The organism is Streptomyces sp. CB00455 (assembly GCF_001905445.1).
Classification (GTDB): Bacteria; Actinomycetota; Actinomycetes; order Streptomycetales; family Streptomycetaceae; genus Streptomyces.
The window spans coordinates 11,737-37,286 of sequence record NZ_LIVQ01000001.1 but is presented as its reverse complement, the minus strand read 5'-3'; the positions used below and the strand labels follow the sequence as shown (position 1 = coordinate 37,286).

19 protein-coding genes and 3 pseudogenes are annotated in these 25,550 nt (G+C 72.3%); 16 read left to right on the top strand and 6 right to left on the bottom strand.

All coding sequences use genetic code 11. The features are described from left to right. Window positions 1–18: 18 nt before the first annotated feature. A pseudogene (locus AMK16_RS38265) lies at window positions 19–163 on the top strand (NF041680 family putative transposase); the annotation flags it as partial. 126 nt (window positions 164–289) lie between these two features. Here the strand turns inward: AMK16_RS38265 and AMK16_RS00180 are convergent. Together AMK16_RS00180 and AMK16_RS00175 are read right to left on the bottom strand one after the other, a co-directional pair. Then, window positions 290–652 carry an NAD(P)-binding protein gene (locus AMK16_RS00180; protein ID WP_073906932.1) on the bottom strand — a complete coding sequence of 121 codons (363 nt, stop codon included), beginning with the start codon at window positions 650–652 and terminating at the stop codon, window positions 290–292. 74 nt (window positions 653–726) lie between these two features. After that, complete coding sequence (locus AMK16_RS00175; protein WP_073906929.1) at window positions 727–933, bottom strand: hypothetical protein; 207 nt, start codon at window positions 931–933, stop codon at window positions 727–729. 285 nt (window positions 934–1,218) lie between these two features. Here AMK16_RS00175 and AMK16_RS00170 point away from each other — a divergent pair, with 285 nt between their 5' ends. The 3 genes from AMK16_RS00170 to AMK16_RS00160 are packed head-to-tail and all read left to right on the top strand — an operon-like array spanning window position 1,219 to window position 3,021. Continuing rightward, window positions 1,219–1,734, top strand: a complete 516-nt coding sequence (locus tag AMK16_RS00170) for a putative immunity protein (RefSeq protein ID WP_073910018.1) — start codon at window positions 1,219–1,221, stop codon at window positions 1,732–1,734. A gap of 19 nt (window positions 1,735–1,753) precedes the next feature. After that, window positions 1,754–2,485: a helix-turn-helix domain-containing protein gene (locus tag AMK16_RS34015; protein ID WP_199885317.1), complete on the top strand. Its 732-nt coding sequence runs from the start codon at window positions 1,754–1,756 to the stop codon at window positions 2,483–2,485. Next, window positions 2,482–3,021, top strand: a complete 540-nt coding sequence (locus AMK16_RS00160) for a GNAT family N-acetyltransferase (RefSeq protein WP_073906925.1) — start codon at window positions 2,482–2,484, stop codon at window positions 3,019–3,021. Before AMK16_RS34015 ends, AMK16_RS00160 begins: the two co-directional genes overlap by 4 nt. Before the next feature lie 804 nt (window positions 3,022–3,825). Here the strand turns inward: AMK16_RS00160 and AMK16_RS00155 are convergent. Continuing rightward, entirely contained in the window at window positions 3,826–4,482 is a 657-nt protein-coding gene (locus AMK16_RS00155) for a TetR/AcrR family transcriptional regulator (RefSeq protein ID WP_073906922.1), read from the bottom strand. A gap of 141 nt (window positions 4,483–4,623) precedes the next feature. On the opposite strand from AMK16_RS00155, the gene AMK16_RS00150 reads away from it, so the two are divergent. Together AMK16_RS00150 and AMK16_RS36895 are read left to right on the top strand one after the other, a co-directional pair. Further along, window positions 4,624–5,571, top strand: a complete 948-nt coding sequence (locus tag AMK16_RS00150) for an alpha/beta fold hydrolase (RefSeq protein ID WP_073906919.1) — start codon at window positions 4,624–4,626, stop codon at window positions 5,569–5,571. A 100-nt stretch (window positions 5,572–5,671) separates the two neighbouring features. Continuing rightward, the gene (locus AMK16_RS36895) at window positions 5,672–6,103 is read left to right on the top strand and encodes an ATP-dependent DNA ligase (protein ID WP_242438482.1); all 432 of its coding nucleotides are present in this window, start codon (window positions 5,672–5,674) and stop codon (window positions 6,101–6,103) included. Window positions 6,104–6,427: 324 nt separating this feature from the next. Here AMK16_RS36895 and AMK16_RS35640 read toward each other — a convergent pair whose 3' ends face one another. Both AMK16_RS35640 and AMK16_RS00135 read right to left on the bottom strand, forming a co-directional pair. Continuing rightward, on the bottom strand, window positions 6,428–6,733 hold the full coding sequence (locus AMK16_RS35640) for a hypothetical protein (RefSeq protein WP_073906915.1): 306 nt from the start codon (window positions 6,731–6,733) through the stop codon (window positions 6,428–6,430). Window positions 6,734–7,258: 525 nt separating this feature from the next. Beyond that, a pseudogene (locus AMK16_RS00135) lies at window positions 7,259–7,961 on the bottom strand (IS701 family transposase); the annotation flags it as partial. A gap of 163 nt (window positions 7,962–8,124) precedes the next feature. On the opposite strand from AMK16_RS00135, the gene AMK16_RS00130 reads away from it, so the two are divergent. Next, on the top strand, window positions 8,125–8,529 hold the full coding sequence (locus AMK16_RS00130) for a type II toxin-antitoxin system PemK/MazF family toxin (RefSeq protein ID WP_073906913.1): 405 nt from the start codon (window positions 8,125–8,127) through the stop codon (window positions 8,527–8,529). Window positions 8,530–8,871: 342 nt separating this feature from the next. On the opposite strand, the gene AMK16_RS00125 is transcribed toward AMK16_RS00130, so the two are convergent. After that, the gene (locus AMK16_RS00125) at window positions 8,872–9,303 is read right to left on the bottom strand and encodes a hypothetical protein (protein WP_073906910.1); all 432 of its coding nucleotides are present in this window, start codon (window positions 9,301–9,303) and stop codon (window positions 8,872–8,874) included. Between the two features lie 914 nt (window positions 9,304–10,217). Between AMK16_RS00125 and AMK16_RS00115 the strand changes: the two genes are divergently transcribed. The 9 genes and pseudogenes from AMK16_RS00115 to AMK16_RS00080 all read left to right on the top strand — a co-directional run bounded on the left by AMK16_RS00115 (window position 10,218) and on the right by AMK16_RS00080 (window position 25,538). Beyond that, window positions 10,218–10,967: a 4'-phosphopantetheinyl transferase family protein gene (locus tag AMK16_RS00115; protein ID WP_073906907.1), complete on the top strand. Its 750-nt coding sequence runs from the start codon at window positions 10,218–10,220 to the stop codon at window positions 10,965–10,967. A gap of 289 nt (window positions 10,968–11,256) precedes the next feature. Further along, window positions 11,257–11,394: pseudogene (locus tag AMK16_RS36885) on the top strand (BTAD domain-containing putative transcriptional regulator); the annotation flags it as partial. 265 nt (window positions 11,395–11,659) lie between these two features. Continuing rightward, the gene (locus AMK16_RS36880) at window positions 11,660–12,193 is read left to right on the top strand and encodes a hypothetical protein (protein WP_242438659.1); all 534 of its coding nucleotides are present in this window, start codon (window positions 11,660–11,662) and stop codon (window positions 12,191–12,193) included. A 254-nt stretch (window positions 12,194–12,447) separates the two neighbouring features. After that, window positions 12,448–13,839, top strand: coding sequence for an MFS transporter (locus AMK16_RS00105; RefSeq protein WP_079191222.1), 1,392 nt, complete (start codon window positions 12,448–12,450; stop codon window positions 13,837–13,839). Window positions 13,840–13,933: 94 nt separating this feature from the next. Further along, window positions 13,934–15,229: a condensation domain-containing protein gene (locus tag AMK16_RS00100; RefSeq protein ID WP_073906903.1), complete on the top strand. Its 1,296-nt coding sequence runs from the start codon at window positions 13,934–13,936 to the stop codon at window positions 15,227–15,229. Window positions 15,230–15,463: 234 nt separating this feature from the next. Beyond that, window positions 15,464–18,655, top strand: a complete 3,192-nt coding sequence (locus tag AMK16_RS00095) for a non-ribosomal peptide synthetase (protein ID WP_073906899.1) — start codon at window positions 15,464–15,466, stop codon at window positions 18,653–18,655. Beyond that, window positions 18,655–20,646, top strand: a complete 1,992-nt coding sequence (locus AMK16_RS00090) for a non-ribosomal peptide synthetase (RefSeq protein WP_079191221.1) — start codon at window positions 18,655–18,657, stop codon at window positions 20,644–20,646. The genes AMK16_RS00095 and AMK16_RS00090 overlap by 1 nt, the downstream gene beginning before the upstream one ends. A 1-nt stretch (window position 20,647) precedes the next feature. Continuing rightward, window positions 20,648–22,534: a non-ribosomal peptide synthetase gene (locus AMK16_RS00085; RefSeq protein WP_073906895.1), complete on the top strand. Its 1,887-nt coding sequence runs from the start codon at window positions 20,648–20,650 to the stop codon at window positions 22,532–22,534. Next, window positions 22,524–25,538 carry a condensation domain-containing protein gene (locus tag AMK16_RS00080; protein ID WP_073906891.1) on the top strand — a complete coding sequence of 1,005 codons (3,015 nt, stop codon included), beginning with the start codon at window positions 22,524–22,526 and terminating at the stop codon, window positions 25,536–25,538. The genes AMK16_RS00085 and AMK16_RS00080 overlap by 11 nt, the downstream gene beginning before the upstream one ends. Window positions 25,539–25,550: the final 12 nt, after the last annotated feature.

Sequence of the window (25,550 nt, the reverse complement as noted above, 5' to 3'; positions counted from 1 at the left end):
CGCTCGTATGTGACCTGTCGAGCCGCCCCACCCCGGCAGCCGCACACGATGGGCCGCCCGCCACGGCGCGGCGGCGAGTTCGTCTTCGGCCAGGCCGACGCCTGGCGCCCCCGGCACCGAAACCGTCACGGACACACGCCTTTACGGCGCCGCAACCGCCCAGTAGGAGCGCGTGCATCGGCAGCCGGGGTGGGTGCCAGTGCAGCCGAAGCGGACAGCGGAGGAAGGGCCCGCTGGCTGGAAAGCATCAACTGCACGATGGCCCCGGAGTGCTGCATCAGCGGCAGTATCAGGTTCCGCCAGCGCTTTCCGTCCCTGCCCAGTTCGGCGCAGGTGTGGCGTCGAGGTCGTTCCATGCGACAGCCGCCCGCCCGCCCCTGAGGGGATGGGCGTAGGCGGCTGGCGACCGCATCATGCGGACGCTGTGTTCGCGCAGCGGGAGGGACCCCATGAAGGGGGAGACCGGTGCCGTCGGATGGACCGCGGCACCGATGTCGTGCAGTACGTCTGAGTCGAACAGGGCCTCGGTGCGGAGTCCACCGCCCAGCCGCTCGTGTGCCTCGAAGACCTCGACGGCCAGTCCTGCGCGGGCCAATGTGAGGGCGTCGGTTAGGCCGTTGGGACCGGAACCGACTACGGCAGCGTCCGTCATGCGATGTTCCCTGTTTTGATTCTTCCTCCCGGCGGACCCTGCACGCGAACCCCGGGCCACGCTCTGTTGTGCCGTCAGTGGGTGGCCAGCCAGCCGATTCCGACGACGGCGACCACCCCCGCGGTGGCGAGCGAGGCGACGCGGAAACGATGCAGTGCGACGGCGACGAGTGCTGCACTGAGCAGGACCGCGACCGTACCGATCGCCCCGGACAGCCCCCCGTTGCTGTAACCCAGCTCACCCCATCGGTCGGCCAGCCACACCAGCCATGCCAGTCTCATGACGCCCCCTTCGTGATCTTGATGATCGTAGACCGGGGCGTTCAAAACACGAGCGCGATCAAGCCAAGGGGGATCGGCACTGCGAGGCAGCCAGGCTCCCGAGCCCTTGGGCGTAGTTCAGCCAGCCGACAGGTCGGCCTCACATGCAGCGGCACTCGTCTCTCCCCATAGTTCGCGGAAGTGGGTCTTCGCATAGAGTGCGGTCGCGAGGGTGTCCAGCTCTGTCTTCGCACATTGACGTTGGACGCCTTCGTCTCGTGCGCGCAGCCGATTCCCTGGAGCACCATGATCCTCCCCAAAGATCGTGACCCCCGCTTCATCACCATCCGCCGCGGGGGGACGCTTACGGACTCCGACCATCGGCTCCTGGCTTTGTGGGCTGCCGCGTGCGCAGAGCACGTTCTGCACCTCTTTGAGTCGGTGCAGCCCTCGGACTCGCGACCCCGCGAGGCGATCGAGCAGATTCGGGCATGGACGCGCGGCGAGATCAAGATGTCTCAGTCCCGAGCGGCGGGTGGCCATGCCATGGCTGCGGCAAGAGAGTTGAGCGGAGCCGCTCGGCACGCCGCTTATGCCGCCGGCCAGGCGGCAGTGGTGGCGCATGTCGCCGCACACGAGCTTGGCGCTGCGGCTTACGCGATCAAGGCCGTGCGTGCGGCAGCCGCCGGACGGCAGGGTGAGAGCGTCGGCAGGCTCGAGTGCCGTTGGCAGCGCGAACAGCTCCCGGATGTGATTCGTGAACTCGTCCTAGATGATCAGCGGTTGCGAAACGAGATTTGCTGGTCGGTCTTCGACTGTTGACGGGCATGACGGTTTGGATGTGATCCACGCGTTCAACGAGCGAGGGTTCGACGCGCTGGACCCGAAATGGAGCGGGGGACGCCCCAGGACGATCGGTAGCCAGGTGCGCGAGCACATCTGTCTGGTCGCCCGGACGTCCCCCCGACTGGAAGATCACCTCGTTCTCCACCTGGAGCCTGAGCAAGCCGGCCGAACATCTGGTCAAACAGCAGGTCGTTCCCACGGTCAGCCGCGAGACCCTCGCCGGATACTGCGCGAGGGCAAGGTCTCCTGGCAGACGACCATGACCTGGAAGTCCTCAAACGACCCGGACTCCATTGCCAAGATGCACCGGGTGCTGGCTCTCTACGACACCCCGCCGGCCGATGGCCGGGTGGTGTGGGTGGACGAGTTCGGGCCGCTGAAGCTGCAGCCACGCAAAGGCCAGGCGTGGCGACCGGTCCGCTCACCGCGTCGGTTGCGGGCCACCTACAACCGCTACGACGGCGTCATGCACATGCTCACCGCCGTCGGCCGCGGGCTGCTGCCAGCAGGGGAGCACGCGAAGGGCGTACCTTCCCGAGTGAGTGATCATCAGGTAACCGAGTGGGCCCGCGCTGCGAACGCTGGTCGGGAAGGCACGCCCATGCTCAGCGCAGTCAGCGAGGACGGCACGACGCAGTCCGGATCCTTGATCAACGGCATCGTCCGTGAGGGCGACCGTTTCGGGAACGGCCATCTCCTCCAACGCCACGAGACGGTTGCCGCGTGAGCGCCATCACCGCTCGGGCCATCAGCACCCGGCGCCTGGACCTGCTGCCGCTTCACGTCGAGCACGCGGCGGAGATGGCCGGGGTACTGTCCGATCCGGCCCTACACGCCTTCGTCGGCGGGGTCCCGGACACCCCGCAAACCCTGCGCTCGCGCTATCAGCACATGATCGCGGGCTCTCCCGATCCGGCCGTCTCATGGCTGAACTGGGTGATCCGACTCCGCGGCGAGGCATGCCTGACGGGTACGGTCCAGGCGACGATCAGGTCCTGCAGCCAGGGCCCTCTCGCCGAGATCGCCTGGGTGACGGGAACTCCATGGCAGGGACGCGGCATTGCTACCGAAGCCGCCCGAGGACTCGTCGACTGGCTCAGCCGGCAACCGGTGCAGACCATCATCGCCCACATTCACCCCGAACATCAGGCATCCGCAGCCGTCGCCACGGCCGCCGGGCTCACGCCCACCGACGACTGGCACGACGGCGAGATCCGATGGCACCGGAGCGTCACGGATAGCCGCACCATCCACGGGCATTGACGCGGACGGTGCTGTGGCCACGGGCCCAGCGTGGTGGACGACGCCCTCCTATGGCCAAACGCGGCGGCGAGTTCGTGCTCGTAGGGCTCTCGTGCGTTCCGCGCCACAGCTGTTTCGACTGACCCCCCCGTTGTCTGTTCAGGGCGAGGTGGTGGTGGCTGTGCGAACTTCGGTCGGCGTCCGCTCTGGTCTGCTGGCTGAAGCGTCCTGAATCGCGTTGTCGAGCGGGCTTTGGGCCGCGCAGGGTTTCAGTGCGCAGCCACCCAGTTCCACTCTGGCACTGGGTGGCCGGATGGGGTCTGCCTCTGGGCGGGTGGGGCGGCGTGGGTTGGGGGTGGTATCGCTTGCAGGTGGCGTTGGTGGGCGGTTCGGTGGCGGTGTGGGTGACGATCAGGGCGCTTTTGCCTTCGGTGTTGTCCTTGGCGTAGGAGAGGTTGTGGCCGGGGACGGTGTAGCTGTGTCCATTGAGGGTGATCTTCCAGTAGCCGACGGTCTCGCGGGCCAGGGGCGCGTACTCCAGCCAGCCGAACTTGCCGGGCGGCACCGTGATCGTGGCGGTCCTGGCGGTGCTGTCCTGTTCGATCCACGTGTGGGTGGTGGTGAACTGGGTCGAGAGGACGTCTGAGCAACGCGGGCCGCCAGCGCGGCAGCAATGAGGACGTGGAGCGGATTCATACGCTGTTCCGGTAGCCAGCCGCTCGCCAGCTACCAATGGTGGAGGAGGCCATGAGAATGCTGGCGCAGGCCGCCGAGGCGCTGCCCGGCCCTGGCGCGCCGGCGGGCGGCGGCGCCTTTGAGCAGAAGTTATGGGCAGGTATCGGCGTCTGTCCGTTGTCCGGCACCCGGGGTGGTGTGGCCGGTGGCGGTGAAGATGCGGTCGAGGTGGTGGCGGAGTACGGCGATGGCTGACTCCGGTGTCCGTTGGGCGACGAGGATGCTGGTGCCCATGGTCGCTGTCATGGCGAGCAGGCTGATGGCCTCGGTGCGTGCGTCGGTGCCGGGATCGGCCAGGCCTGCCGCCTGGGCTCCTTCGATCAGGCCGGTGAGGGCGTTCTCGGCCGCGTCGGGGTTGTCGATGAAGGGCTGGGCGGCGAGTGCTCCGTCGGTCACGGACAGGATCGAGTAGGAGCTGTACAGGAGGTGGAAGGTCCGGCTCTCCTGGTCGGTCGGCAGGGATGCCAGCAGTAGTGCTTCGATCGTCACGCGCGGGCCCGGGTCCGGTCCGGCGGCGGCCAGGCGGGCGCCCACGCGGGCGGTGAAGCGGTCGGTCAGGTGCTGGAGCCCGTAGAAGAGCAGCTTCTCTTTGGTCTCGAAGTAGTACTGCACGAGCCGTAGGGATACGCCGGCTTCGGCGGCCACGTCGCGCATGCCGACGGCGTGCAGCCCCCGCCGCCCCGCGACTTGGATGAGCGCTTCGGCGATCTGGGTGCGCCGTTCCTCGTGGTCCACGCGCTTTGGCATCAGTGCTGTCTCCGGCCGTGGGTGGGGTGTGGGTGGTTCAAGGGTTCCGGGCCGGATGGGCCCGACCACCTTCATGGTACCGCCGTATCAACAATATGGTACGTTCGTATCACGAAGAACGGATCTTCCTGGAGGTGCCCCGTGCCTGAGAACACCCGAGTGCGCCGCGACATCGGCCACTACGTCAATGACGAGCTGCGCGACCGCTACTTCGCCGCCTGCGACGTCCTTTACGCGAAGGGCGCGCCCGTCCGCTCCGAGACGGACGTCGAGACGAGCTTCGGCACCACCCGCGTCTACCGGTACGGCCCCGCCGACCCGGCAGCCGAGTCACGCACGCCCGTGGTCCTGATACACGGTTCGGGTGGCTGCTCCGCCCAGTGGTACCCCAACACCCCTGCCCTCAGCGCCGAGCGCCCCGTCTACGCCCTCGACACTCCCGGCGACCCCGGCCGCAGCGTCCAGCGCGAACCGATGTGGCAGCCCGAGCGCGCGGCGCAGTGGATGGACGAGGCCCTCGACGCGCTGGGCCTCGACAAGGTCCACCTGGTCGGCTCCTCGTACGGCGGCTGGCTGGTCATCAACCAGGTCCACCTTCGGCCCGGGCGGCTCGCCTCGGTCACCGCCCTCGACCCGGGCGGTCTGGAGAAGGTGGGCCTGCGCTTCTTCGTATGGATCTTCGCCAGTCTCTTCGCCACCTACGCCCCCAAGGCGTGGCGCCCCCGCCTCGCCAAATGGCTGGAACAGCCGGTGATCATCGTTCCCGAGCTGCGGGCGATGATCCAGGCCAGCGTCAAGGCCTTCAAGATCCGCCGACCCGCGCCGCTGCCGCTGTCGGACGAGGAACTGGGCTCCATCCGGACCCCGTTCTACCTGATCATGGGTAAGCGCAGCCTGCTCGTGCACCCGAAGCGCCAGTTGGAACGCGTGCCGCGCCTGATCCCCGGCGCCCGCGCCGAGATCGTCGCAGCCACCGGCCACGGTCCGCAGATCGACCACCCGGACCTGGTCAACGCCCGGATGCTGAGCTTCATGGAGGACATCGACTCCCTCGATCCGGCGGCGGCACGGGGCACCACGGACGCGTAGCCGCGAGGGCCGCAGAGGCGAACTGTCCCACAGCGCATAACAGAAGTTCGACGGGCACCGCGCGCTCCTGTTCACCGCGGCCTCCCCGGGTGGGCGGGTGGTGTTGCAGACCCGCCGCGGGTCGCTGGTGCAGGATCGTTTCCCGGATCTGGTGGCTGCGGCGGAGCGGCAGTTGCCGGGCGGCCTGGTCCTCGATGGCGAACTGCTGGTCTGGGACGCCGAGGCGGGTCGGCTGTCGTTCGAGGGGTTGCAGCGCCGGGCTGCGGCCCGGGGCCGCAGCGCCCCCGGCCTGGCCGCCAGGTGGCCGGCCTACATCGTGGCGTTCGACGTGTTGCAGCTGGACGGGGTGGATCTCCTCGTACGCCCGTACCAGGAGCGCAGGACCCTCCTGGAGGACTTGTTCACCGGGCACGGGCTGACCGCCCCCCCCTGGACGTTGTGCCCTATGACCACCGACCCGGCCACGGCGCGGGAGTGGCTGGAGTCCTGGACGGATGTGTCCCGAGTCGAAGGCGTCGTGGCCAAGGGCTGAACCAGCCCTACCGGCCATCAGCGCGCGGCTTGACCAAGGTCCACCGCAGAGGCATCCCCGAAGCAATCATCGGCGCCATCACCGGGACCCTCGCCCACCCGCAGCTTCTTGTCCTGAGCGGCTACTATCCGGATGCCTGGGCGCGGTCGGCCGACCGTACCGTGGCGGCGTCCGGAGCAGGCCCGGCAGGGGGCGGGCATCGGGCCGGGGCCTTTCTGGGCATCCGGGGGAGGGTGTGCGGTTTGCATCGGCGTGGGGGAGCTGTGACGTTCTGGGTGTGGTGTTTGTTGCACCCGGGCTTGGTGGGCGGAGCCCCGCTGAGGGTCACGCAAGGAGCCCAACGCGCACTTCACCGCTGTCGCGGTCGACCTGCACGGCATGACCGGCTTGCGTGAGGATCGCCAGCAGTGCGGATCGCAGAGCGGCACAGATGCCCTCGAAATCGGCATCGTGGCGACCCGCGGGATCCAGTTCGCTGCCTGGCACCCATCCCACCATCACGGAGTCCGCATCCCGTCGCACCCGCAGGCCGGGGCTGCCCTCCTCACTAGCCGACGCTACGTCGAAGCCGGCGCGGGCTAAGGTCCCGCACACATCAGCGAGCAGCTTCTCTGCGGCATCAGGAGTCATGGGCCAAAGCCTATGCGCGTTCAAGCGCGACTTCGGAAACGGGGGATCGGACCGTGGATGGCGGGGCCTGTCACGTCGTGGGCTGGGCGGGGCGGCTCGGTCCTGAGCAGCGCGCCGAGGGGCAGGGGGAGGCGAGGGACTCGCGGCGCATGCCGTGTGTGGCATACGGGTCCCCGGCCGGCCCGGTGGGTCCCGCGGCGCCCTTCGTATGGATGACGCGGGGCCGTCTTGATGGATCGTGCCGCGCCTGGTGGGCAGGGTCTGGGCGCACGGTAGGTGTGCTGCGGCAGTACGGGATCGACCCGGGCCCGGTCAACCCCCATGGCTTTCCCGCGAGTGAGCGGTACCCGGTGATCAACCCCAATAAGATCCACCCGGAGTCGTGGGAGATCAGGAAACACCCGAGCCTCGACATTGTGAGCGGAATAATCGGGCGGCCGCGAAAGATGGAGTACCTCTACGGCCCGCCGGTCGCACTGTCCCGCGCGGTGGTCAACTCGAGTCAGGAACCGGTCACTCGGACGCTGCCCGCTTGGGTACCTTCTTGGCCAGGGTGTCCGCACGGAACCTCCCCGCCCCGGTGGTGACTTCGTGCGAGCAGGCCACCGCGAGGACGTAGCCGGTGCCGCGTTCCTCCAGTGCGGTTCGCGGGCTGGGGTTGCCGCCGTAGACCTCGTCGCCGGTGACCCGTGCGGCCTGGTGGTCGGCGTCCAGGAACCGGGCAACCATACGAGTGGCCAGTTCCGGCTTGGTGGCGAAGGCAGTGTCCTGGTCGAGTCCGGCATCCCGGCAGCGGTCAGGGTCGGGGGTCCATGAACGCGGGACGTACGGTTCCCGGTCCACTGCCGCGTGCCCGCGCCGGCCGGCGTAGACCAGGTAGACGGCGACCTGGGCATTTTCGATCCTGCCCGCGGTGCCGGTGTACTGGCGCTGGACGCCGACCGTGCCGGTGCCCTTCTTCACGCCCCCGGTCTCGTCGACCACCAGTACGCCTGGTCGTCGTGCAGGTGGTCGACCACGTAGTCACACACATCGTCGCGGACCCGGTCGGCGTCCCACTTGGCCCGCCCCAGCAGGTGCTGCATGCCGTCCGGGGTCCTCTCCGCGGCCGATGCGGCGATGGTCCAGCAGTTCTTGCGCGGCAGGTCCGACACCAATCCGAGCACCAACTTCCGGACCCGGAATCGGGGTTCGAGGGCCTGATGAACCGTCCCGCTATCCGGCTCATCAGGCCCTCGAACCCCTCCTGCCAGCGGGCAGGGTCTAGGCTGTGACCCGCGGCCACCGCGGGCGTTTGTCTACACACCGATGATCAACAGATGGCCGCACCCGTCTCCACAGCGCGTCGGGATCGCGCAGCGTCCGCCCGCCGTCCTGTGTCAGGAGGAGATGTGCAACGTGGCGAAGTCTGGTGGGCGGAGTTCGACGAGCGGCGGCCGGTCGTGCTGCTGTCCGGAGACGACGCGTCCGGGATCCGGGTGATGCAGGTCGTCGCTCGGGCGGGTGTCGACATCACCGGTCTGGGCGTCGAAGTAGCAGTAGGCGCCGTGGAAGGACTGCCCTTTGAAGGCGTGCTGCGGTTCGCGTTGCCGCGTCCGGGCTTTACCCCTTGCACGTGGCTGACCACCGTGTCCCGGGACGACCTGATCGAGCGAGCGGGCGCCCTGTCCTCTGCGAAACTCAGCGAGATTGAGAACGCCCTCCGTCTCGGTGAGCAGGCGAACGAGTGGACCCCGGCGACGACCGCGAAGCTCAGCGAGATAAGGAACGCCCTCCGCCTCGGTGGACTCGGGTAGGCGGAGAAGGAACGGATGCCCGCGACGGCGTGGTCGGTCTCGTCCAGATGATCGACGCTGCCAGCTGCCTCCTCGGCGCCCCTCACGATCGAGATCACGAACTACGGCTGGAGTACTAAGAGAAAGGAGCCAGGGCGGCGCAGACGGCTCTTGAGCAACCCAACGCAAGGGGCGGGGCGGGGACGGCATGCCACGGCTGCCAGCCCCGCCGGCTCGAACGCGCCCCCATACCGTCTCCCGGCATACCGCTTCGTCGCGGCGAACGTCGCGACGCCCGGCGGATCGCCGCGGGCCAGGGGCTCCCGAGGAATGTGCTAGCGGTGCCGTCTCATGAGGTTGGTGTCAGTGAGCCGTGATCGGCGAAGTTGTGGCCCTCTTCAGGGCGTAGAGCTCGAGAGCTCGGTCGAGGGCCAAGACACGGTCGGGGCTGTCGCGATCGCTTGCTAGATCACGGGCACGGTAGAGCTCGCCGGCGAGGGGGCGGGCGCAGTGGCGGGCGAGGGCGAAGTCGCGCGCGAGGGCGCGGACGAGGGGGTGCTCGAGGGCGCGCTCAACGGGCTGGGCACGGACGATATCGCGGGCGAGCTCGGTGGCGCGGTCGAGGTCAGGGCTGGAGGTGAGGGCGTGGTCGAGGCCGTGGGTGAAGTCGACGTCGAAGACCGAGAGGGCAGGCTCCAGGAGAACCGCGGCGCTTCGAAGTACGCCGCGATACCGAAACCGTTCTGGTGGAGACGCGGCCTTCCAGCGAGCCGTCGCGTCAGCCAGACTCGCCACCGGGCATGCCGTCTGGGGCTAGATCGGCTTGAGGCAATGCCCCATGGGTGCGGAGAACCTGGGGAAGCGACGGGGCCGCAGGCGCGGCGAGACTGCCCGGCGCAGACACAAGGCCGGACATCTTCAGGGGAGGCGAAGCCCAGGGGAGCGACGTGAAAACACAGCCAGGACGCGCCCCGCGAACGACTCGGCAGTAATCGTCACGTCACGTCACTCCTCCGGCGCCCGTCGGATCCTGCTGTGCGGCAACGCCCGCGCCCGGGTGTGGATTCCCTGGTGATGGACTACCCATCTGGGGCCGCGGCAGAGCACTGGTCGACTGGCCAGGGCCCGGCTGGAGCCCGTTCTGTTGGAGGGCCAGCGCTTATTGCTGCGCTCTTCCTCCACCACACAGCCCAAAGCGGCCCGGCCCGTGGCCTGCTGGTCGCGGCCGGCGGCGTGCTGGTGCTTCGCGGACGCCGCCGCAGGGCTTTGCACGGGAAGTGAGAGCACGCCCACGCCGGCGGCCGCCGCCGGCGTGAGTGACTGACGGCCCGGCAGCAACGCTACCCACCCGTGGCGTGCACGCCGGGCCGTCGGCCTCCGCGCCGGCTTCGGCGGTCAGGAAACGAACAAGGCCCGGGTCGTTGACCTGGAACCGGCCTACCTCGGCAGGGGTCGGCGTTGCCGGACAGCGCGACTTCGATGGTCCGGTCGACGCCCGGTGGCGCGTACGAGCGGATGGCCGCAGAGGGGTCGCCGGTGTCCAGGGCGACGGCGTGGGAGACGATGGCCGGGCGACGTGGTCGAGGCCCGTGGTTCGGCGGACGGTGGCGATCATGGTCGCGCCGGCCCAGTGGGCGAGCTGGGCGGCCAGGAAGCCGACGCCGCCAACTTCTCATCTCGCGACGACGCGGACGACGCGGAGGACACGCATGATCGAGCAGCTGCTCACCCCGCCCATGGCGGTTGCCGAGGCATTTCAGGACGACACCGGGGGACCGGGGCTGTACGCGGCCGAGGAGCGGCTGGTGTCGGGCGCCGTTCCCCGGCGCCGCCGGGAGTTCACCACCGTACGCGCGTGTGCCCGCAGGGCCCTCGCGGAGCTGAGGATCCCGCCCGCGCCGATCCTGCACGGGGAGCGCGGGGCGCCCGTGTGGCCCGCCGGGGTCGTCGGAAGCATGACCCACTGCGAGGGATACCGGGCGGCCGCCGTGGCGTACGCCGGCGATCTCGCGACCATCGGGATCGACGCCGAACCCAATCTGCCGATCAGGAGCAGCGGCACACGCGAACGGGTGACGGTCCCCGAGGAGCGGGCCTGGCTGTCCCCGTTGGAGGTGCGCCGGCCCGAGGTGTCCTGGGACCGCCTGGTGTTCAGCGCGAAGGAGAGCGTCTACAAGGCATGGTTCCCGCTGACCGGCCGCTGGCTCGGCTTCGACCAGGCAGTCGTCACCGTCGACCCGGACCGGGGAACCTTCCACGCGCGGCTGCTTGTGCCGGGACCCAAGATCGGCGGCAGCAGACTCTCCGGGTTCGCGGGCGGCTGGATGCTGAGGGACGGAATCCTGCTGACGGCCATAGCGCTGACGCACAGCGCCGTCAGCCTCACCGGCCGTACCCCCCTCGCCGATCGTGTCCCCGTCTCCCTCCGGCACGCGACCGCATCGGTGCCGGCTCGCTGAACCCGCCTCCGACCCCTCTGTGAAGGGCCTGGCGAGCCGCCTTGTACGAGCTTTGTGTGCGCTTGGACCGGCGTCTTGCACCCTGGTGACGTGATCTTGGCGGATTCCCAGTGGACCGGCAGTGCCGGGCAAGTCGCCTCTAGGGGCACGGACGGGTTGTGAGGTGGGGATTCGATGCAGTTCCGGTTGTTAGATCCGAGGGAAGTGGTCGACAGCGGCAGGACGGTGGGGCTCGGCGGGATCAAGCAGCGGGCGACGCTCGGCTTCCTGCTCCTTCAGCCGAAACAAGGTGGTGGCCATCAGCTGGCTGCTGGGCGCCGCCGAGCCGCGCAGAGAGCGCTCGTGCGGTCAGCCGATGCTCGCCCTGTACCGGTGCGGTCGGCAGGCGGGCGCGCTCACCGTCTACAGCAGCGTACGGGCCGTTCTCGTCGAGGACCTGGGCCTTGAGCCGGGCCGTGGTCTGCAGCGGCTGCAGCAGCGCATTCTCACGCGCGGTCCCGGGCTCGCCCTGGACCGCGCGCCTGCCCGGCACACCCCGTACGCAGTGAACGACGACGGTGCCGGGGAGGGCGTGACGCTCGCTCCCCGGCCGCTTCGCCGGCGCGGGCGCCGGACTCGGCGTCCGCGCCGGTGTGCGGCCGGGTGGTCGGCGGGGGCGGTGGGGAGCCGGGTGCCTGCGCGGCCAACGGCACGTGAGCACCGCGCGCCCCCAGGTCCGTGTCGTCTGCGTACGTACCCGTATCGCGCCCTCACTCGGCAGCGGCGGCGACCGGGAGCTCGACGACCTCCTCGACGGTGCCGCGCTGCTCGTCAGGGAGCAGATCGCGTGCTTCGGCGGCACCGTGACCGTCTCGATCGGTTCCGTGTCCCCGGTCCTGTTCGGGCTCGACGGCCCTCACGAGGACAACAGCTGCCAGGCCGTTCTCGCGGCCCTCGCGGCCCTCGCGATCCGCGACGTCCTCGACGTCCCGGCCGGATCGGGCTCCGGGACCGGTGGCGACGCCCGCCTTCTTCGACTCGGCCAGCGCCCGCTCCAGCAGGAAATCGTCCTGGCGGGCGACGCCGGCGGGCGCCTGGAGGAAGCCAGGACTGACGCCCGGGGGCCCTGCGTCGTCCCGCGGGGCGGGCGCGCGTGCCGCGACGGACCCGACGGCTGCGGCATGGGCGTCGGGCGATGCCCCGTGATGTTCATAGCGGACGGAATGGGTGATTCCGGAGGGGCGTGATCATAGATGAGCGTTTTCGGTCAGAATTGGACCGGTGACTCAGCGTGAGGCGGGTCGTTCGGGTCCTGACCGCACCCCTTGCTCCCCCTTGCCCCACCTGTCCCGCGTTCGAGCGCCAGCGGCAGGAATTCACGCGGCTGTACCCCGGGTAGGGCGAAAGATTTCCCGACTTGGCCCCACAGCGACGCAGAAGAAGTCCGAAAATGGCAGGGATGCTTTGACTCGTCATCGGTAGGTCGGTGAATGTCGGTCACATGTCCGAAACATCCCGAGCCGCCGCCGGTGGCCCCCTTCGTGCGCGCGATTTCCGGTTGTTGCTCGCGGGAGCCGCCACCGGGCAGCTCGGTGCCCAGGTGACGCTCGTGGCACTGCCCCTCGTGGCCGTGCTCGAACTCGACGCCCCCGCCTTCCAGGTGGGCCTCCTGACCGCCGCGGAGACCGCCGCCTTCCTGCTCGTCGGGCTACCCGCCGGGGCACTCGTCGACCGCATGCGCAAGCGGTCCCTGATGATCCGCGCGGACCTGATCCGCGCCGCGGCCATGGCGAGCATCCCCGCCGCCGCGCTCGCCCACACCCTGACCATGGCCCAGCTCTACGTCGTCGCGCTCGTGATCGGCGTGGCGACCGTGTTCTTCGACGTCGCCCATCAGAGCTACCTGCCGCAGATCCTGCCCCGGGACCAGCTGGTGGCCGGCAACGGTGCGCTGGAGACGGTCCGTTCCACCGCCCAGGTGACCGGCCCCGGCGTCGGCGGCGGGCTGGTCCAGCTCGTCGGAGCGCACCTCGCCGTCGTCGCCGACGCCATCGGCTACCTGCTCTCCGCCCTGTTCCTCCTGCGCGTCAGACAGCCCGAGGAGGTACCCGAGCCCGCCGCCGGGGCCTCCCTGCGCAAGGAGATCGCCGAAGGCGTCCGTTTCGTCTTCGGCCATCCGCTGCTCCGGGTCATCGCCCTCACCACCGGTCTCGCCAACCTCTGTACCGCCGTCCTCATGGCGACGCAGACCGTGCACCTCGTCCGCGTCGTCGGACTCGAACCCGGCGGGCTCGGGCTGGTGCTGTCCGCGTCGGCCGTCGGAGGGCTGCTGGGTGCCCTGTGCGCCGGACGCCTCGCCGCCCGGCTGGGGCAGGCCCGGGTCATCCTCCTGTCCGTCCTCGTGACCGGCCCGTTCGCCCTGCTGTGGCCCCTGTCCGGGCACGGCGTCCCAGGGGCGGCCCTCTTCGCCGCCGGATCGGCGGTCGTCTCCTTCGGCGCCGTCGTCTACAACATCGCCCAGGTCAGCTTCCGCCAAGGGCTGTGCCCACCACGCCTGCTCGGCCGGATGAACGCCACCCTGCGCTTCCTCATGTGGGGCACCCTGCCGCTCGGCGCGCTCATCGGCGGCGCCCTCGCCCAGTCCTACGGCTCACGTACGGCACTCGCCTGGTGCGCCGTCGGCATCCTCGCCGTACCGCTGCCTTTGCTGCTCTCCCCGCTGCGCCGGATGCGGGACCTGCCCGGCCCGCAGGACGACGCCCCGCACCCCGGCCCGCAGGACGATGCCCCGCACGGCCCCCGCACGCAGGACGACGCCCGCGCCACCCACGACGCGCCGCGGGAGAACGCCGCCGACGGCGACGAACGGCCGGCCCCCGCACCCACCCGCTGACCACCCGTACCGCGACGCGCGGGGACGACCTCCGCCGCCGCACCCTTCCGCGTGACCGCGACCCGCGACTTGCGGCCTCGACAGAGAGAACCACGTGCTCAGCATCACGAGTCAGTACCTGGCCCGTTACCGGCGTCTGACGGCCGCCGGCGACCGGTCCGACGTCCTGCTGCCCGTCACCGGAGCACAGCGCCGCTTCCTCCTGGTGCGTTCGCTGGATCCGTCGGGCCGCCCCGACCTGGTGCCGATGTTCTTCGCCTTCCCCTACGGAACCATCGACCCCGAACGCCTGCGGGCGGCGGCCCGCCGGCTCGCCGCACGGCACACCGCCCTGCGCTCGCGGCCGGCCGTCGTGCGCGGAACTCCCGTCCTGCGCGTCGCCGATCCGGACGTCGATGTGACCCGGCCGGCCCCGATACCGGGGGAGCGGCCCACCGACACGCTCCGTCGCGCGCTGTCCTCCTGGGACGCGCAGGGTTCCCCCCTGCGGCTCTTCCTCGTAAGCGACGAGGAGCGCGAGGAGGACGTCCTCGCCATCGCCTTGGACCACGCCGTCTGCGACGGCCGTTCGCTGGCGCGGATCGTCGACGAACTCGGCGCCGCCTACAGCGAGGAGCCCGTCACGGCCCGCCCCGAGCCCGGGGACACGGAAGCCGAACTCGCCGCCTACCGGGACACGGTCCTGCGCCAACTCGCCGCCGAGGAACGGGCGGAGACTCCCGAGGCGGCCGCGTACTGGGCGGACCGGCTGCGTACGCTCCAGGCCCACGCCCCCTCACCCCGTCCGGCACGCGTGCCCGACGGCGCGTCGTCCAGCGGTGCCGCGCAGATCCGACTGCCCGCGCACGACGGCGGCGTACCCTTCCCCGGACTGCTCGACGCCTGCCGCGCCGCGGCCCGCGAGCTGTACGGCCCGGACCTCGTGATCCCGCTCGGCTACCCGTGGGGCGGCCGTCCCTCGGGGGCGGAGCCGGTCATCGGCTGCTTCCTCAACACCGTCGCCTTCCCGGCCGACACCGGCCGGACACCCGATCCGGAGGAGACGGCCGACGCGTGGTGGGACGACCTCGACCGGGCCGACATGCCCTTCGACGCCGTCGTGACCGCCGTGCGCGCCGCCGGCTCGGGCTGGACCGGAGGCCTCGACGGACTGCTCACCGTGGACGACGCCAGCCGTCGCCCGCCCCTGCGACTGGCCGGCGTCGAGGGGCGGGAGGTCCACGTCGACGGCAGACCGGTCCGCGGCCCCTTCGCCGTCTCCGTCACCCAGGGAGCGGAGATCCACCTGCGGATGGTGTGGGACCGCGCGGTGCTCGACGACACCACCGCGCACCGGGCCTTCGACGCGCTCACCCACGCTCTGCGCCCCGCCCCGCACCCCGCGGTCTGACCCTGCCGACCCCGGCCCCGGCACCTGGGGGCACCAGCGCCCCACAGCCCGCGCACCGGCGCACCCCACACCGGCGCACCGCACGTCCCACGCCGCCGCGCACCCCGAACTTCCCCCCATGGCATCCCCCCACGCCCGAAACGGCTCCGCGCGACCCGCGAAGCCGCCCGCACGACCACCGGACACGACCGTGACCGGCACCGGAATCCGACCCGACAACCTCAGGGATCGCCCATGCTTCCCCTCTCCTCCTCGCAGGAGATCGTCTGGCTGCACGAACAGATGCAGCCCGGCAGTCGCGCCTACAACTTCACCGCCGCGCTGGACCTGTGGGGCCCGCTCGACGCCGAGGCGCTGCGGCTGGGACTCGCCGCCACCCTGGCACGCCACCCCGGTCTGCGCCTCGAACTCGTCGCCTCCACCGGGTCCGTACCGGGGCAGCGGGTCGCGCCGCAGTGTCCCCCGAGGCTGCGCACCGTCGACCTGGGCGCGCAGGCCGATCCCGAGGCGGCGTTCGCCGATCTCCTGCGCGCCGAGGCCGAGACACCGCTCGACACCTTCGAGGCACCCCTGATCCGCTGGACGCTCGTGCGGCTGGCCGAGCGCCATCACCGGCTGGTCCACGTCGAGCACCACCTGATCCACGACGGACACTCCTTCGCGATCCTTCTCGACGACGTCTTCCGGGTCTACCGCGCCCACGTCCTCGGCGAGACCCTGGAACTCCCGCCCGCCTCGTCGTACGCGGACCACGTCCGGGCCCGGGCCGAGGCCGCGTACGCCCCCGAATCGCTGGACTTCTGGCGGGCCGAACTGCGCGACCAGCCCCACGACCTGCCGCTGCCCGGCCTCGTCCGCCCCGGTGCCCGTCGCCGGCACAACGGCGGACAACTGCGCCAGACGATCGGCGCCGATCTCGCCGAACGCCTGCGCGGCCACACCCGTTCGCGCGGTCTCACCCCGTTCGCCACGCTGCTGGGGCTGTTCGCCGAACTCCTGCGCCGGCACAGCGGCCGCTCCCGGATGGTCATCGGCACCGCCGTCGGCAACCGGCCCCTCGGCTACGAGGACGCCGTGGGCATGTTCGTCAACACCATCCCGCTGCCGCTCGCCCTGGACGGCGCCGTCTGCGCCCAGGAGACCATGTACGACGTCACCGACACCCTCATCCGGGCGCTGCCGCACCAGGACGTGCCGGTGCAGGAGCTGACTCGGGCGCTCGGCATGCACACCTCCGGCGCCGACAACCCGCTGTTCTCCGTCATGTTCAGCGCCCACGACGCACCGCTGCCCGAGATCGAGGTACCCGGTCTCGACATCACCCTCTTCGAGGGGTTCAACACCGGCACCACCCGCTTCGACCTCGACGTGGTGCTGCTCCCCGACGACCGGCGCGGCGTCACCCCGCGCCACGGCTCGCCCGGCATGACCCTGGTCTGGGACTACGACGCGGACCTCTTCGGCGAGGACGTCGCCCGGCTGCTCTGCGGTCGCTTCCTGGACCTGCTGCGCGCCTATCTCGACAGCCCCGAGACCCCGCTGGCCGACCTGGCACCGACCATCGTGGAACCGGCCGCCGAGCCCGTACCCGTGCCGACCGACCGCGATCCGCTGGACCCCGTCGCCGCGCACCACCCGTCGCTGCCCGCCCTGCTGTGCGGCGCGCGCCGTCTCACCTACGGCGAACTCGACGACCGCGTCGGCTCGCTCGCCGAGCGGCTGCGCGCCGCCGGTGTGACACCCGGCCGGCCGGTGGCCGCCGTCCTGCCCAGGGGGACCGACTCGGTGGTTGCCCTGCTCGCGTGCCTGCGGACCGGCGCCGTCTACTGCCCGCTGTCCCCCTCCGATCCGCCGGCCCGCCTCGGACTGCTGCTGGAACGGCTCGCCCCGGCCCTGGTCCTCACCGGTGACGGCGCCCCGGCCCTGCCGGAAGCACTGCCGATCGCCCGGATCGACGCCCCGGTCCTGCCGCCCGCGCGCGCGGCCGCCGAACTCCCCGGCGCCGCCTACGTCATCCACACCTCGGGCTCCACCGGCACGCCGAAGCCGGTCGCCGTCGGCCACGCGGCGCTGACGCACCACATGACGGCGGCCGCCGACCGGTTCGGCCTCGTCACCTCGGACCGGGTCCTGATGTTCGCCCAGCCGTCCTTCGACGTGGCGCTGGAGGAGGTGCTGCCGACCCTGCACGCCGGAGCGTGCCTGGTCCTGCCCGAGCACGAGGTACCCACGGGCGCGGAGCTCGCCGAACTGCTCGCGTCCGCCCGGGTCACCGTCGCCAACCTGCCCACCAGCTACTTCCTCGCCACCCGCGAGGACCTGCGCCCCTGTCTGCGGGACGAGAGCTGGGCGCCGAGGCTCCTGGTCCTCGGCGGTGAACGCCTTCCCGTGGAAGCCCTGCGCGGCGTCCTCGCCGACACCGACGCGACCGTGCTCAACGTGTACGGCGTCACCGAGGCGGCCATCAGCTCGACCGTCCACGAGGTCTCCCGCGACGCCCTCGCCGAGGGCGCCGAGATCCCCCTGGGTACAGAACTCCCGGGCGAGCGGGTCCTCGTCCTGGACGCCCACCACCGCCCGCTGCCGCCCGGCGCCGTCGGTGAACTCGCCGTCGCCGGACCCGGTCTCGCCGAGGGCTACGCGGGCAACGCGGAGGTGACGGCAGCACGGTTCGTCACCCCCGACGCGCTCGACGGGGAGCGCGTCTACCTCACCGGCGACCTCGGCTACCGCGGCCTGGACGGGCTGCTGTACTTCCTGGGACGGCGCGACAACCAGATCAAGCTGCGCGGACACCGCATCGAGCTGGAGGAGATCGAAGCGGCGGCGTCCGCGGTGCTCGGCGGCCGGTCCTGCGCCGTCGTCCTGGACCGGGAGAGCACGGGTGGGCCCCGGCTCGTCGGCTTCCTCGAAGACGGCGCCGACGGCGCGGACTTCGACGAGAAGGCACTGCACGCCGAGCTGAGCCTGCGCCTGCCCGGCCCGCTCGTACCCGCCCGGTGGGCGCGGCTGGAGACCATGCCGACCCTCGCCGGGGGCAAGCCCGACCGTACGGCGCTGTCCCGCCGAGCGGCGGCGCTCGATCCCGACGACACGGTGACGTCCGCCCCCGACGACACCGTGACGTCCGAGCCGGGAACCGGCGCCGAGCCCGGGTCCGCCGGCACCGCCGCGTCCGTCGTGTCCGACGATCCGATGACCGCGCTGCTCGCGGAAGGCTGGCGCGAGGTCCTCGGCCACGGCCGTTTCGACGCCCGCTCCCACTTCTTCCACAGCGGGGGCCACTCCCTGCTGGCCGCCGAACTGGCCGCCTGGCTGGAGCCCCGGCTGGGCACGCGCCCGCCGCTGAAGGTGCTCTTCCGCAATCCCGTGCTCGCCGACCAGGCCGAGGCCCTCGCCACCACCACCCTTTCCACGGAGTCGTGATGACCCAGTCCCCGACCCTTCCCGTCGCCCCCGCCACGCCCGTCGACACGGGCCACGCCACCGGCACCGCGCACAGCACCGGCACCGCGCACACCACCGACACCGCGCACACCACCGACACCGCCGCCGTGCCGAGCATCGCCCACGGCCCCGCCGCCGAACCGACCGGTGTCCTCGCCCGCTTCGAGGAGCAGGCCCGGCGCGACCCGCAGGCCCCGGCCGTGATCGACGGAACGCGGACCTGGACGTACCAGGACCTCGACGCGGCGGCCGCGCGGGTCGTCGCCGCCCTCGGCGACCGCGTACGGCCCGGTGACCTGGTCGGCGTCTGCCTCGACCGCTCCACCGCCCTCGTGGTCACCGCCGTCGCGCTCGCCCGGATCGGCGCCGTCTACCTGCCGCTCGGCCCCCGCCCCGGCGAACGCCGCACCCAGGCCGTCACCGAGGACCTCGACGTCGCCTGCCTCATCGGCGACCCCGGCGTCCTGCCCGAGGCACACCGCGGCGGGGAGCACACCCCGCTGCCGCTGCCCACCGGCGGTGTCAACGCCCCCGCCGCCGCGGTGGCGGCCTTCGCCGGCTCCCGCGGCACCCGGCGCGCGCCCGAAGGCGCCCTGTACGCCGTCCTCACCTCCGGTTCCACCGGCCGCCCCAAGGCGGTCGCCGTGGCCGAGCCCTCGCTGTCCGTCGCCCTGGACTGGTACCGCGCCGAGACCGGCCTGGCGCCGGGCGACCGGCAGTCCCTGCTCATCGGTGTCGCGTTCGACCCGCACCTGCTGGAACTGTGGGCCGGCCTGACCTCGGGCGCTGCCCTCGTCCCGGCCCCGGACGACACCCGCTGGGACTCGCACGTGCTCACCGACTGGTGGCGCGACACCGGCCTCACCCACGCCGTGGCGGCCACCCCCACCATCGAGCCGCTCCTGGACCGGCCGTGGCCGCAGGACCTTAAGCTGCGTCACCTCGTCGTCGGCGGCGACCGCATGCGCCGCCGCCCCGGCGCCGACGTCACCGCCACCGTCCACAACGCCTACGGCCCCGCGGAAGCCACCGTCGTCACCACCACCCACGCCATGCGCGGCGCCGACCCGGAGGCCGGCGACCCGACACCGCCGCCCATCGGCACCGCGCTGCCGGGCGTCACCCTCGTCGTCACGGACGACGAGGGCCGCCCCGTCGCCCGCGGGCAGGACGGTGAACTGCGCGTCGGCGGCCACTGCCTGGCGCTCGGCTACCTCGACCCCGAACTCACCGCACGCCGGTTCACCAAGGCTCCGCACGAACTGGCGCCGTCCGGGATCGACCGCCTCTACCGCACCGGCGACCGGGTACGCATGAACGCCGACGGCAGCCTGGACTTCCTCGGCCGCCTCGACGACCAGGTGAAGATCAGCGGGGTGCGGATCGAACCGGCCGAGGTGGAAGCCGCCTTCGAGCAGGACCACCGGGTGCGCAGCGCCGTCGTGACCGTGCTGCGCGACAGCACCGGCCACAACCGCCTCGTCGCGCACGTACGGCCCGCCGCCGGCGCCGAACCCGCGACCGCGGACCTCCTCGCCGCGGTCCGTGCCTGGCTCCCCGAGCAGGCCGTCCCCGCCGCCGTACGGATCGTCGACGGCTACCCCCTCGACGCCAACGGCAAGGTGGACCGGGGCGCCCTGGCGGCCCGGGAGCAGGGCCAGGAGCAGGCCCGGGGATCGGCCCCCGCGCCGTCCCGGACCGCCACCCCGGACGACCTCGCCGACGCCACCGCCACCGAGCGGCTCGTGCTGACGACCGTGCGCGACCTCCTCGGCCGTCCCGGCACCCGCCTCGGCGACCACTTCACCGACGCCGGTGGCACCTCCGTCGTCGCCGCACGGCTGCTGGCGATCGTCGAACGCGAGACCGGAGTACGCCCGCGAGCCCACGAGCTGCTCCTCAGCACCGACCTGCGCGCCTTCGCCGCCCTCCTCGACCAGCGCCGGACCCCTCGCCCGGAAGGAGCCTGACATGGCACCCCCCACCTTGCAGCCCGTCGACCCGGCGAACAACGGCACGCCCGTACCGCCGCCCGCCGCCCGCACCACCACCTCCGTACCGCCGTCGGCCCGGGCAGCCACCCTGCCGGAGCTCGTCGCGCGGCACGCCGAACTCACCCCGACCGCCCTCGCCGTCGTGGACGGTGACACCACCCTCACCTACGGCCGGCTCCTCCTGGCCGGCCACGCCCTCGCGGCCCGCCTGCGCGACCACGACGTGGTGCGCGGCGACCGGGTGGCGTTGCTGACAACACGCTCGTCCCGCACGGTCGTGGCCCAGCTCGGGCTGTGGCTGGCCGGAGCGGTGTGCGTGCCGGTCGATCCCGCCCAGCCCAGGCCGCGCACCGAGGCGATGATCACCGACGCCGAGGTGACGCTCACCGTCGGCGACGCGAAGCTGCTGGAGGCCGCCAGGCTCCCCGGACCCGTCCTCGCCCTGCCCGAGGAGCCGCTCACGAGCGGCCGGCCGCTCGACGAGTCCGACCCGGACAGCCCGGCGTTCATCATGTTCACCTCCGGCTCCACCGGCCGCCCCAAGGGCGTCGCCGTGCCGCACCGCGCGATCGCCGAGCTGGTCACCGCACCCGACTACGTCACCCTCACGGGCCGCGACCGCGTCCTGTTCCACTCGCCCATGACCTTCGACGCCTCGACGTTCGAGGTCTGGGTCGCGCTCGCCAACGGCGCCGCAGTCGTCGTCTGCACCGAGCAGCGCCCCTCCCTGGAGGACCTGGCCCGGCACGTCGAGCGACACGGCGTGACGGTCGCGTTCTTCACCACGGCTCTCTTCCACCAGCTCGCCGCGCGCCGCTCGCGCGTCTTCGCCCAGCTCCGCTCGGTCGTCGTGGGCGGCGAGGCCATGGCCACCCCACAGGCCCGTGAGGTGCTCACCGCCTTCCCCTGGCTGGAACTCGTCAACGGCTACGGGCCGACCGAGACGACCACCTTCGCCACCGCCCACCGGGTCACCGAGCAGGACTGCGAGGCGCCGATACCGATCGGCCGGCCCATCGCCGGAGCCACAGCGCACGTCCTGGACGTCGACGGCCGACCGGTCGCCGACGGCGACCGGGGCGAACTGTGGATCGGCGGCAGCAGGCTCGCCCACGGGTACACGGGCCTGCCCGAACTCACCGCCGAACGGTTCGTCGAACACCCCGCCGCCGGCCGGCTCTACCGCACCGGCGACATCGTCTCCCGCCGGACCGACGGCATCCTCGTCTTCCACGGCCGCGACGACGACCAGGTGAAGGTCCGCGGCTTCCGCATCGAACCCGCCGAAGTCGAACACGCTCTGCGCGAGCTGCCGGACGTGGACGACGCCGCCGTCACCGTCGACGGTGCCGGCACACCCGAAGCGTCCCTCGTCGCGTTCGTCGTCGCCGCGCCCGGCCTCGTGGTGTCCGGCGGAGCGCTGCGCGAGCGGCTCACCGGTGTCCTGCCCGCCCACCTCGTGCCCGACGCGGTCACCGTCCTGGAACGGCTTCCCCTCACCCCCGCCGGCAAGGTCGACCGACGCGCGCTCACCGCCCGCGCGCGCACCGCCGACAACCGGCCGGCCGAAGCGCCGGCGCCGGCGATGACCCCGCTGGAACAGGCCGTCGCCGACGTGTGGAGCCGGGAACTGGGCAGCGAGGTCACCCGCGCCGACGCCGAGTTCCTCGCTCTCGGCGGCCACTCCCTGCTCGCCCTCGCCGTCACCGACGACCTGCGCGAGGAACTCGGCGTGGAACTCTCCCTCGCCGACTTCTTCGCCGCCCCGACCGTCGCCGCGCAGGCCGAACTGGTCGAACGCGCCCTCCTGGCCGCCCACAGCGACCTGCACCCCGAGACCTCGGAGCACAGCGATGTCCACTGACGCCGACTCCGCGGCCCGCGAGCGCCAACAGCACCTCCAGCGGGAACTGCTGCGCCGGGCTCGCGCCAAAAACGCCCGACGTGTGACGGCCGAACCCGCCGGCGCGACGGGCCCCGTACCGCGGGACACCGGCCACGCCTCCGGTACCGCCCCGCAGGACACAAGCGTCCCCCTCTCCCGCGCCCAGCGCCGCATGTGGCTGATGGAGCGGCTCGGCGGCGCGGGCGATTCGTACCACGTACCGTTCGCCACCCGGGTGCGCGGCCCGTTCGACGTGGCCGCGTTCACCGGCGCCCTCACCTCGCTGGTCGCCCGGCACGGCATTCTCCGCACCCGCTACACGGAGCGCGCGGGCGAGCCCTGCCAGGAGGTGCTGCCCGCGCCGCGGACGGTCCCCGTACCCGTCGTCGACACCGACGCGACGCACGCCCCCGGGCTGCTGCGGCGCGAGTCGGCCCGGCCGTTCGACCTCACGGCCGGCGAGGCCGTACGGGCCCTCGTCCTGCGCCACGGCCCGCAGGACCACACCCTCCTCCTGACGTTCCACCACATCGCTGTGGACGGCGCGTCACTGGAGACGGTGGCCGCCGAACTCGCCGTCCTCTACACGGCCGCCACCGACGGGACGGGCCGGCACACCCTCGCCGCACCGCCCCGGTACGCCGACCACGCCCGCCGCGAGCACGACGCCCTGACCGGCCACGCGGCGGAACTGGACCGCTGGAGCGACCTGCTGGCCGACGCGGCGCCCCCGCGCCTGCCCCGACCGGCGGCGGCCGCGCCGCCCACCGCGCTCCGGCCCGCGGCCATGCGCACCGTGCCCCTCGCGCCCGCCGTGCCCGACGCCCTGCGGGCGCTGGGCGCGGAGCGCAACGCCACGCTCTTCGCGGTGTCGCTCACCGCGGCCTTCGCCGCACTGCACCGCCTCACCGGCGACGACGACCTGATCATCGGCGTCGCGGGCACCCACCGCAGCGGAACCGCCATGCGCGGCCTCGTCGGCCTGTGCGTCAACACCCTGCCCGTACGAGTCGACGTCTCCGGCGACCCGACCTTCGTCCAACTGCTGGACCGGGTACGCGCCGCACTCCTCGAAGCCCAGAGCCACCGGCACATCCCCTTCGACCTGGTCCTCGAACGCCTCGGCGCCGGGGCACGCGGCGCCGACGGCACCGCGCTGGTCCGCGTCACCTCCGACGTCCTCGGCGAGCCGACGGTCCTGCGCCTGCCGGGTACGTCGGCCGAGTACGTCGACGTACCCACCGACGGCGCGAAGTTCACGCTGTCCTACGGCCTGGGCCTGGGCGATGCCGCGCAGCCGGTGGCTTGCGTCCAGTACGACGGGAACTCGCTGGACGACACCGTGGCGGAGGCGGCCGTACGGGACTACGCGGCCCTGCTCCACGCGGTGGCCGCCGACCCGGAACTCACCCTGGACCACATGCCCCAGGCCGACCCGAACCACGCCGCCGACCCGGGACACGCCGCCGACCCGGACCACGGTGACGGCTCGGATGGCGGGGGAGCGGACGGCGACGACCCGGAGGGCGACGGCCACCCGGCCGCGCGAGCCTTGCGCGCCCACCCGCAGGTCGCCGACGCCACGGTGGTCCGGCCCGCCCAGGGGCCGCCCGTGGCCTACGCCGTCCTGCACGACAGCGTAGGCCCCTCCGGTCACGAACTGCTCGGCCTGCTGCGCCGGTCGCTCGCAGCCGAGTCCGTGCCGGCCACGGTCACCCTGCTCGACGCGCTTCCGCGCCCGGCCGCCGGTTCCCTCGACCACGGCCGGCTGCCCGGGTCGTCCACTCCGAGCGCCCCGTCCGGCCCCCGGGCCGAAGCGGTCACGGAGGCCTTCGCCGCCGTGCTCGGTGTCCTCCCCTCGCCCGACGACGACTTCTTCGCTCTCGGTGGCCACTCCCTGAAGGCCGTACAGCTCGCCGAACGGCTCCGTACGGACCTCGGTCTGCCCCTCACGGGCCTCGACGTCCTCCAGGCCCGTACGCCCCGGGCGCTGACCGCGCTCCTCGACGAACGCGCGGCACGGCAGAGCGCCGCGAAGGCCGCGAGCAGGCCGGCGCCCCGCTCCCGGGACATCCGCCCGGGCACGGTCCTGGTCACCGGCGCGACGGGCGGGGTCGGCGCGTTCGTCGTACGCGAACTGGCCGCACAGGGTCGCCCTGTGCTGGCGCTGGCCCGGCCCGAGTCCGCCCACCTGATCGCCGGCGAGGGCGTCGACGTCATCGAGGGTGACCTCTCCGACCTGGCCGGGCTGCGGGACGCCGTCGCGCGCGCCGACGCCATCGTCCACTCCGCCTGCACCTTCACCCGGCACGACGTGGACCTGGCGGCCATGGATACGATCGTCGACGCCTGGCGCCGGGGACCGTTCGTCTTCGTCAGCAGCGTCGACGCCTACGGGCGCCCCGACACGGACCGGGTCGCGGAGGAGGCGCCGCCCCACGAGCCCGTCAGCCCGTACGGCAGGGCGAAACTCGACTGCGAGGCCCTGCTGCTGCGCGCCGCGGGCACCGAGGGACGCGGCGGAGCGAGCGCCGTACGGTCACCGATCGTGTGGGGCGCGCACGACCGGCTGCGCGAACAGCTGCGCTGGGGCGCCCTCGGCACGCTCTACCAGTGCGCCCGTGAGGGACGGCCGATCGAACTGCCGCGGCCCGGTACCGGCGGACACCCCTGGTACGGAGTGGCGTGGGTGCACGCGGCTGCGCTGGCCCGCGCGGTGACCGCGAGCCTGGACCGTCCCGTCCACGGGGTCGCCAACGCGTCCAGCGGCCACGTGTCCTGGCGTGACCTGGCCCTCGACCTCACGGAACTGCTCGACACCCACGCCGACCTCCGCGAGGGCGACGACGTCCCCCGGGACCTCGATCACCGCTGGCACTACGACGCCGCCCGCCTGGCGCGCCCCCTGCGGGCACGGCCGGGAGAGGACCGGCGGACCGTGCTGGCCGAGATGATCGGCGGCATGACCCCCGGCGCCGCCTGACCCCCTGGCCAT

Excerpts from the sequence above, each read along its gene's own strand:
- AMK16_RS00180 (WP_073906932.1), bottom strand. The coding sequence starts at position 652 with ATGACGGACGCTGCCGTAGTCGGTTCCGGTCCCAACGGCCTAACCGAC.
- AMK16_RS00175 (WP_073906929.1), bottom strand. The coding sequence starts at position 933 with ATGAGACTGGCATGGCTGGTGTGGCTGGCCGACCGATGGGGTGAGCTG.
- AMK16_RS00170 (WP_073910018.1), top strand. The coding sequence starts at position 1,219 with ATGATCCTCCCCAAAGATCGTGACCCCCGCTTCATCACCATCCGCCGC.
- AMK16_RS00155 (WP_073906922.1), bottom strand. The coding sequence starts at position 4,482 with ATGCCAAAGCGCGTGGACCACGAGGAACGGCGCACCCAGATCGCCGAA.
- AMK16_RS35640 (WP_073906915.1), bottom strand. The coding sequence starts at position 6,733 with ATGACTCCTGATGCCGCAGAGAAGCTGCTCGCTGATGTGTGCGGGACC.
- AMK16_RS00115 (WP_073906907.1), top strand. The coding sequence starts at position 10,218 with ATGATCGAGCAGCTGCTCACCCCGCCCATGGCGGTTGCCGAGGCATTT.
- AMK16_RS00105 (WP_079191222.1), top strand. The coding sequence starts at position 12,448 with ATGTCCGAAACATCCCGAGCCGCCGCCGGTGGCCCCCTTCGTGCGCGC.
- AMK16_RS00095 (WP_073906899.1), top strand. The coding sequence starts at position 15,464 with ATGCTTCCCCTCTCCTCCTCGCAGGAGATCGTCTGGCTGCACGAACAG.
- AMK16_RS00090 (WP_079191221.1), top strand. The coding sequence starts at position 18,655 with ATGACCCAGTCCCCGACCCTTCCCGTCGCCCCCGCCACGCCCGTCGAC.
- AMK16_RS00085 (WP_073906895.1), top strand. The coding sequence starts at position 20,648 with ATGGCACCCCCCACCTTGCAGCCCGTCGACCCGGCGAACAACGGCACG.
- AMK16_RS00080 (WP_073906891.1), top strand. The coding sequence starts at position 22,524 with ATGTCCACTGACGCCGACTCCGCGGCCCGCGAGCGCCAACAGCACCTC.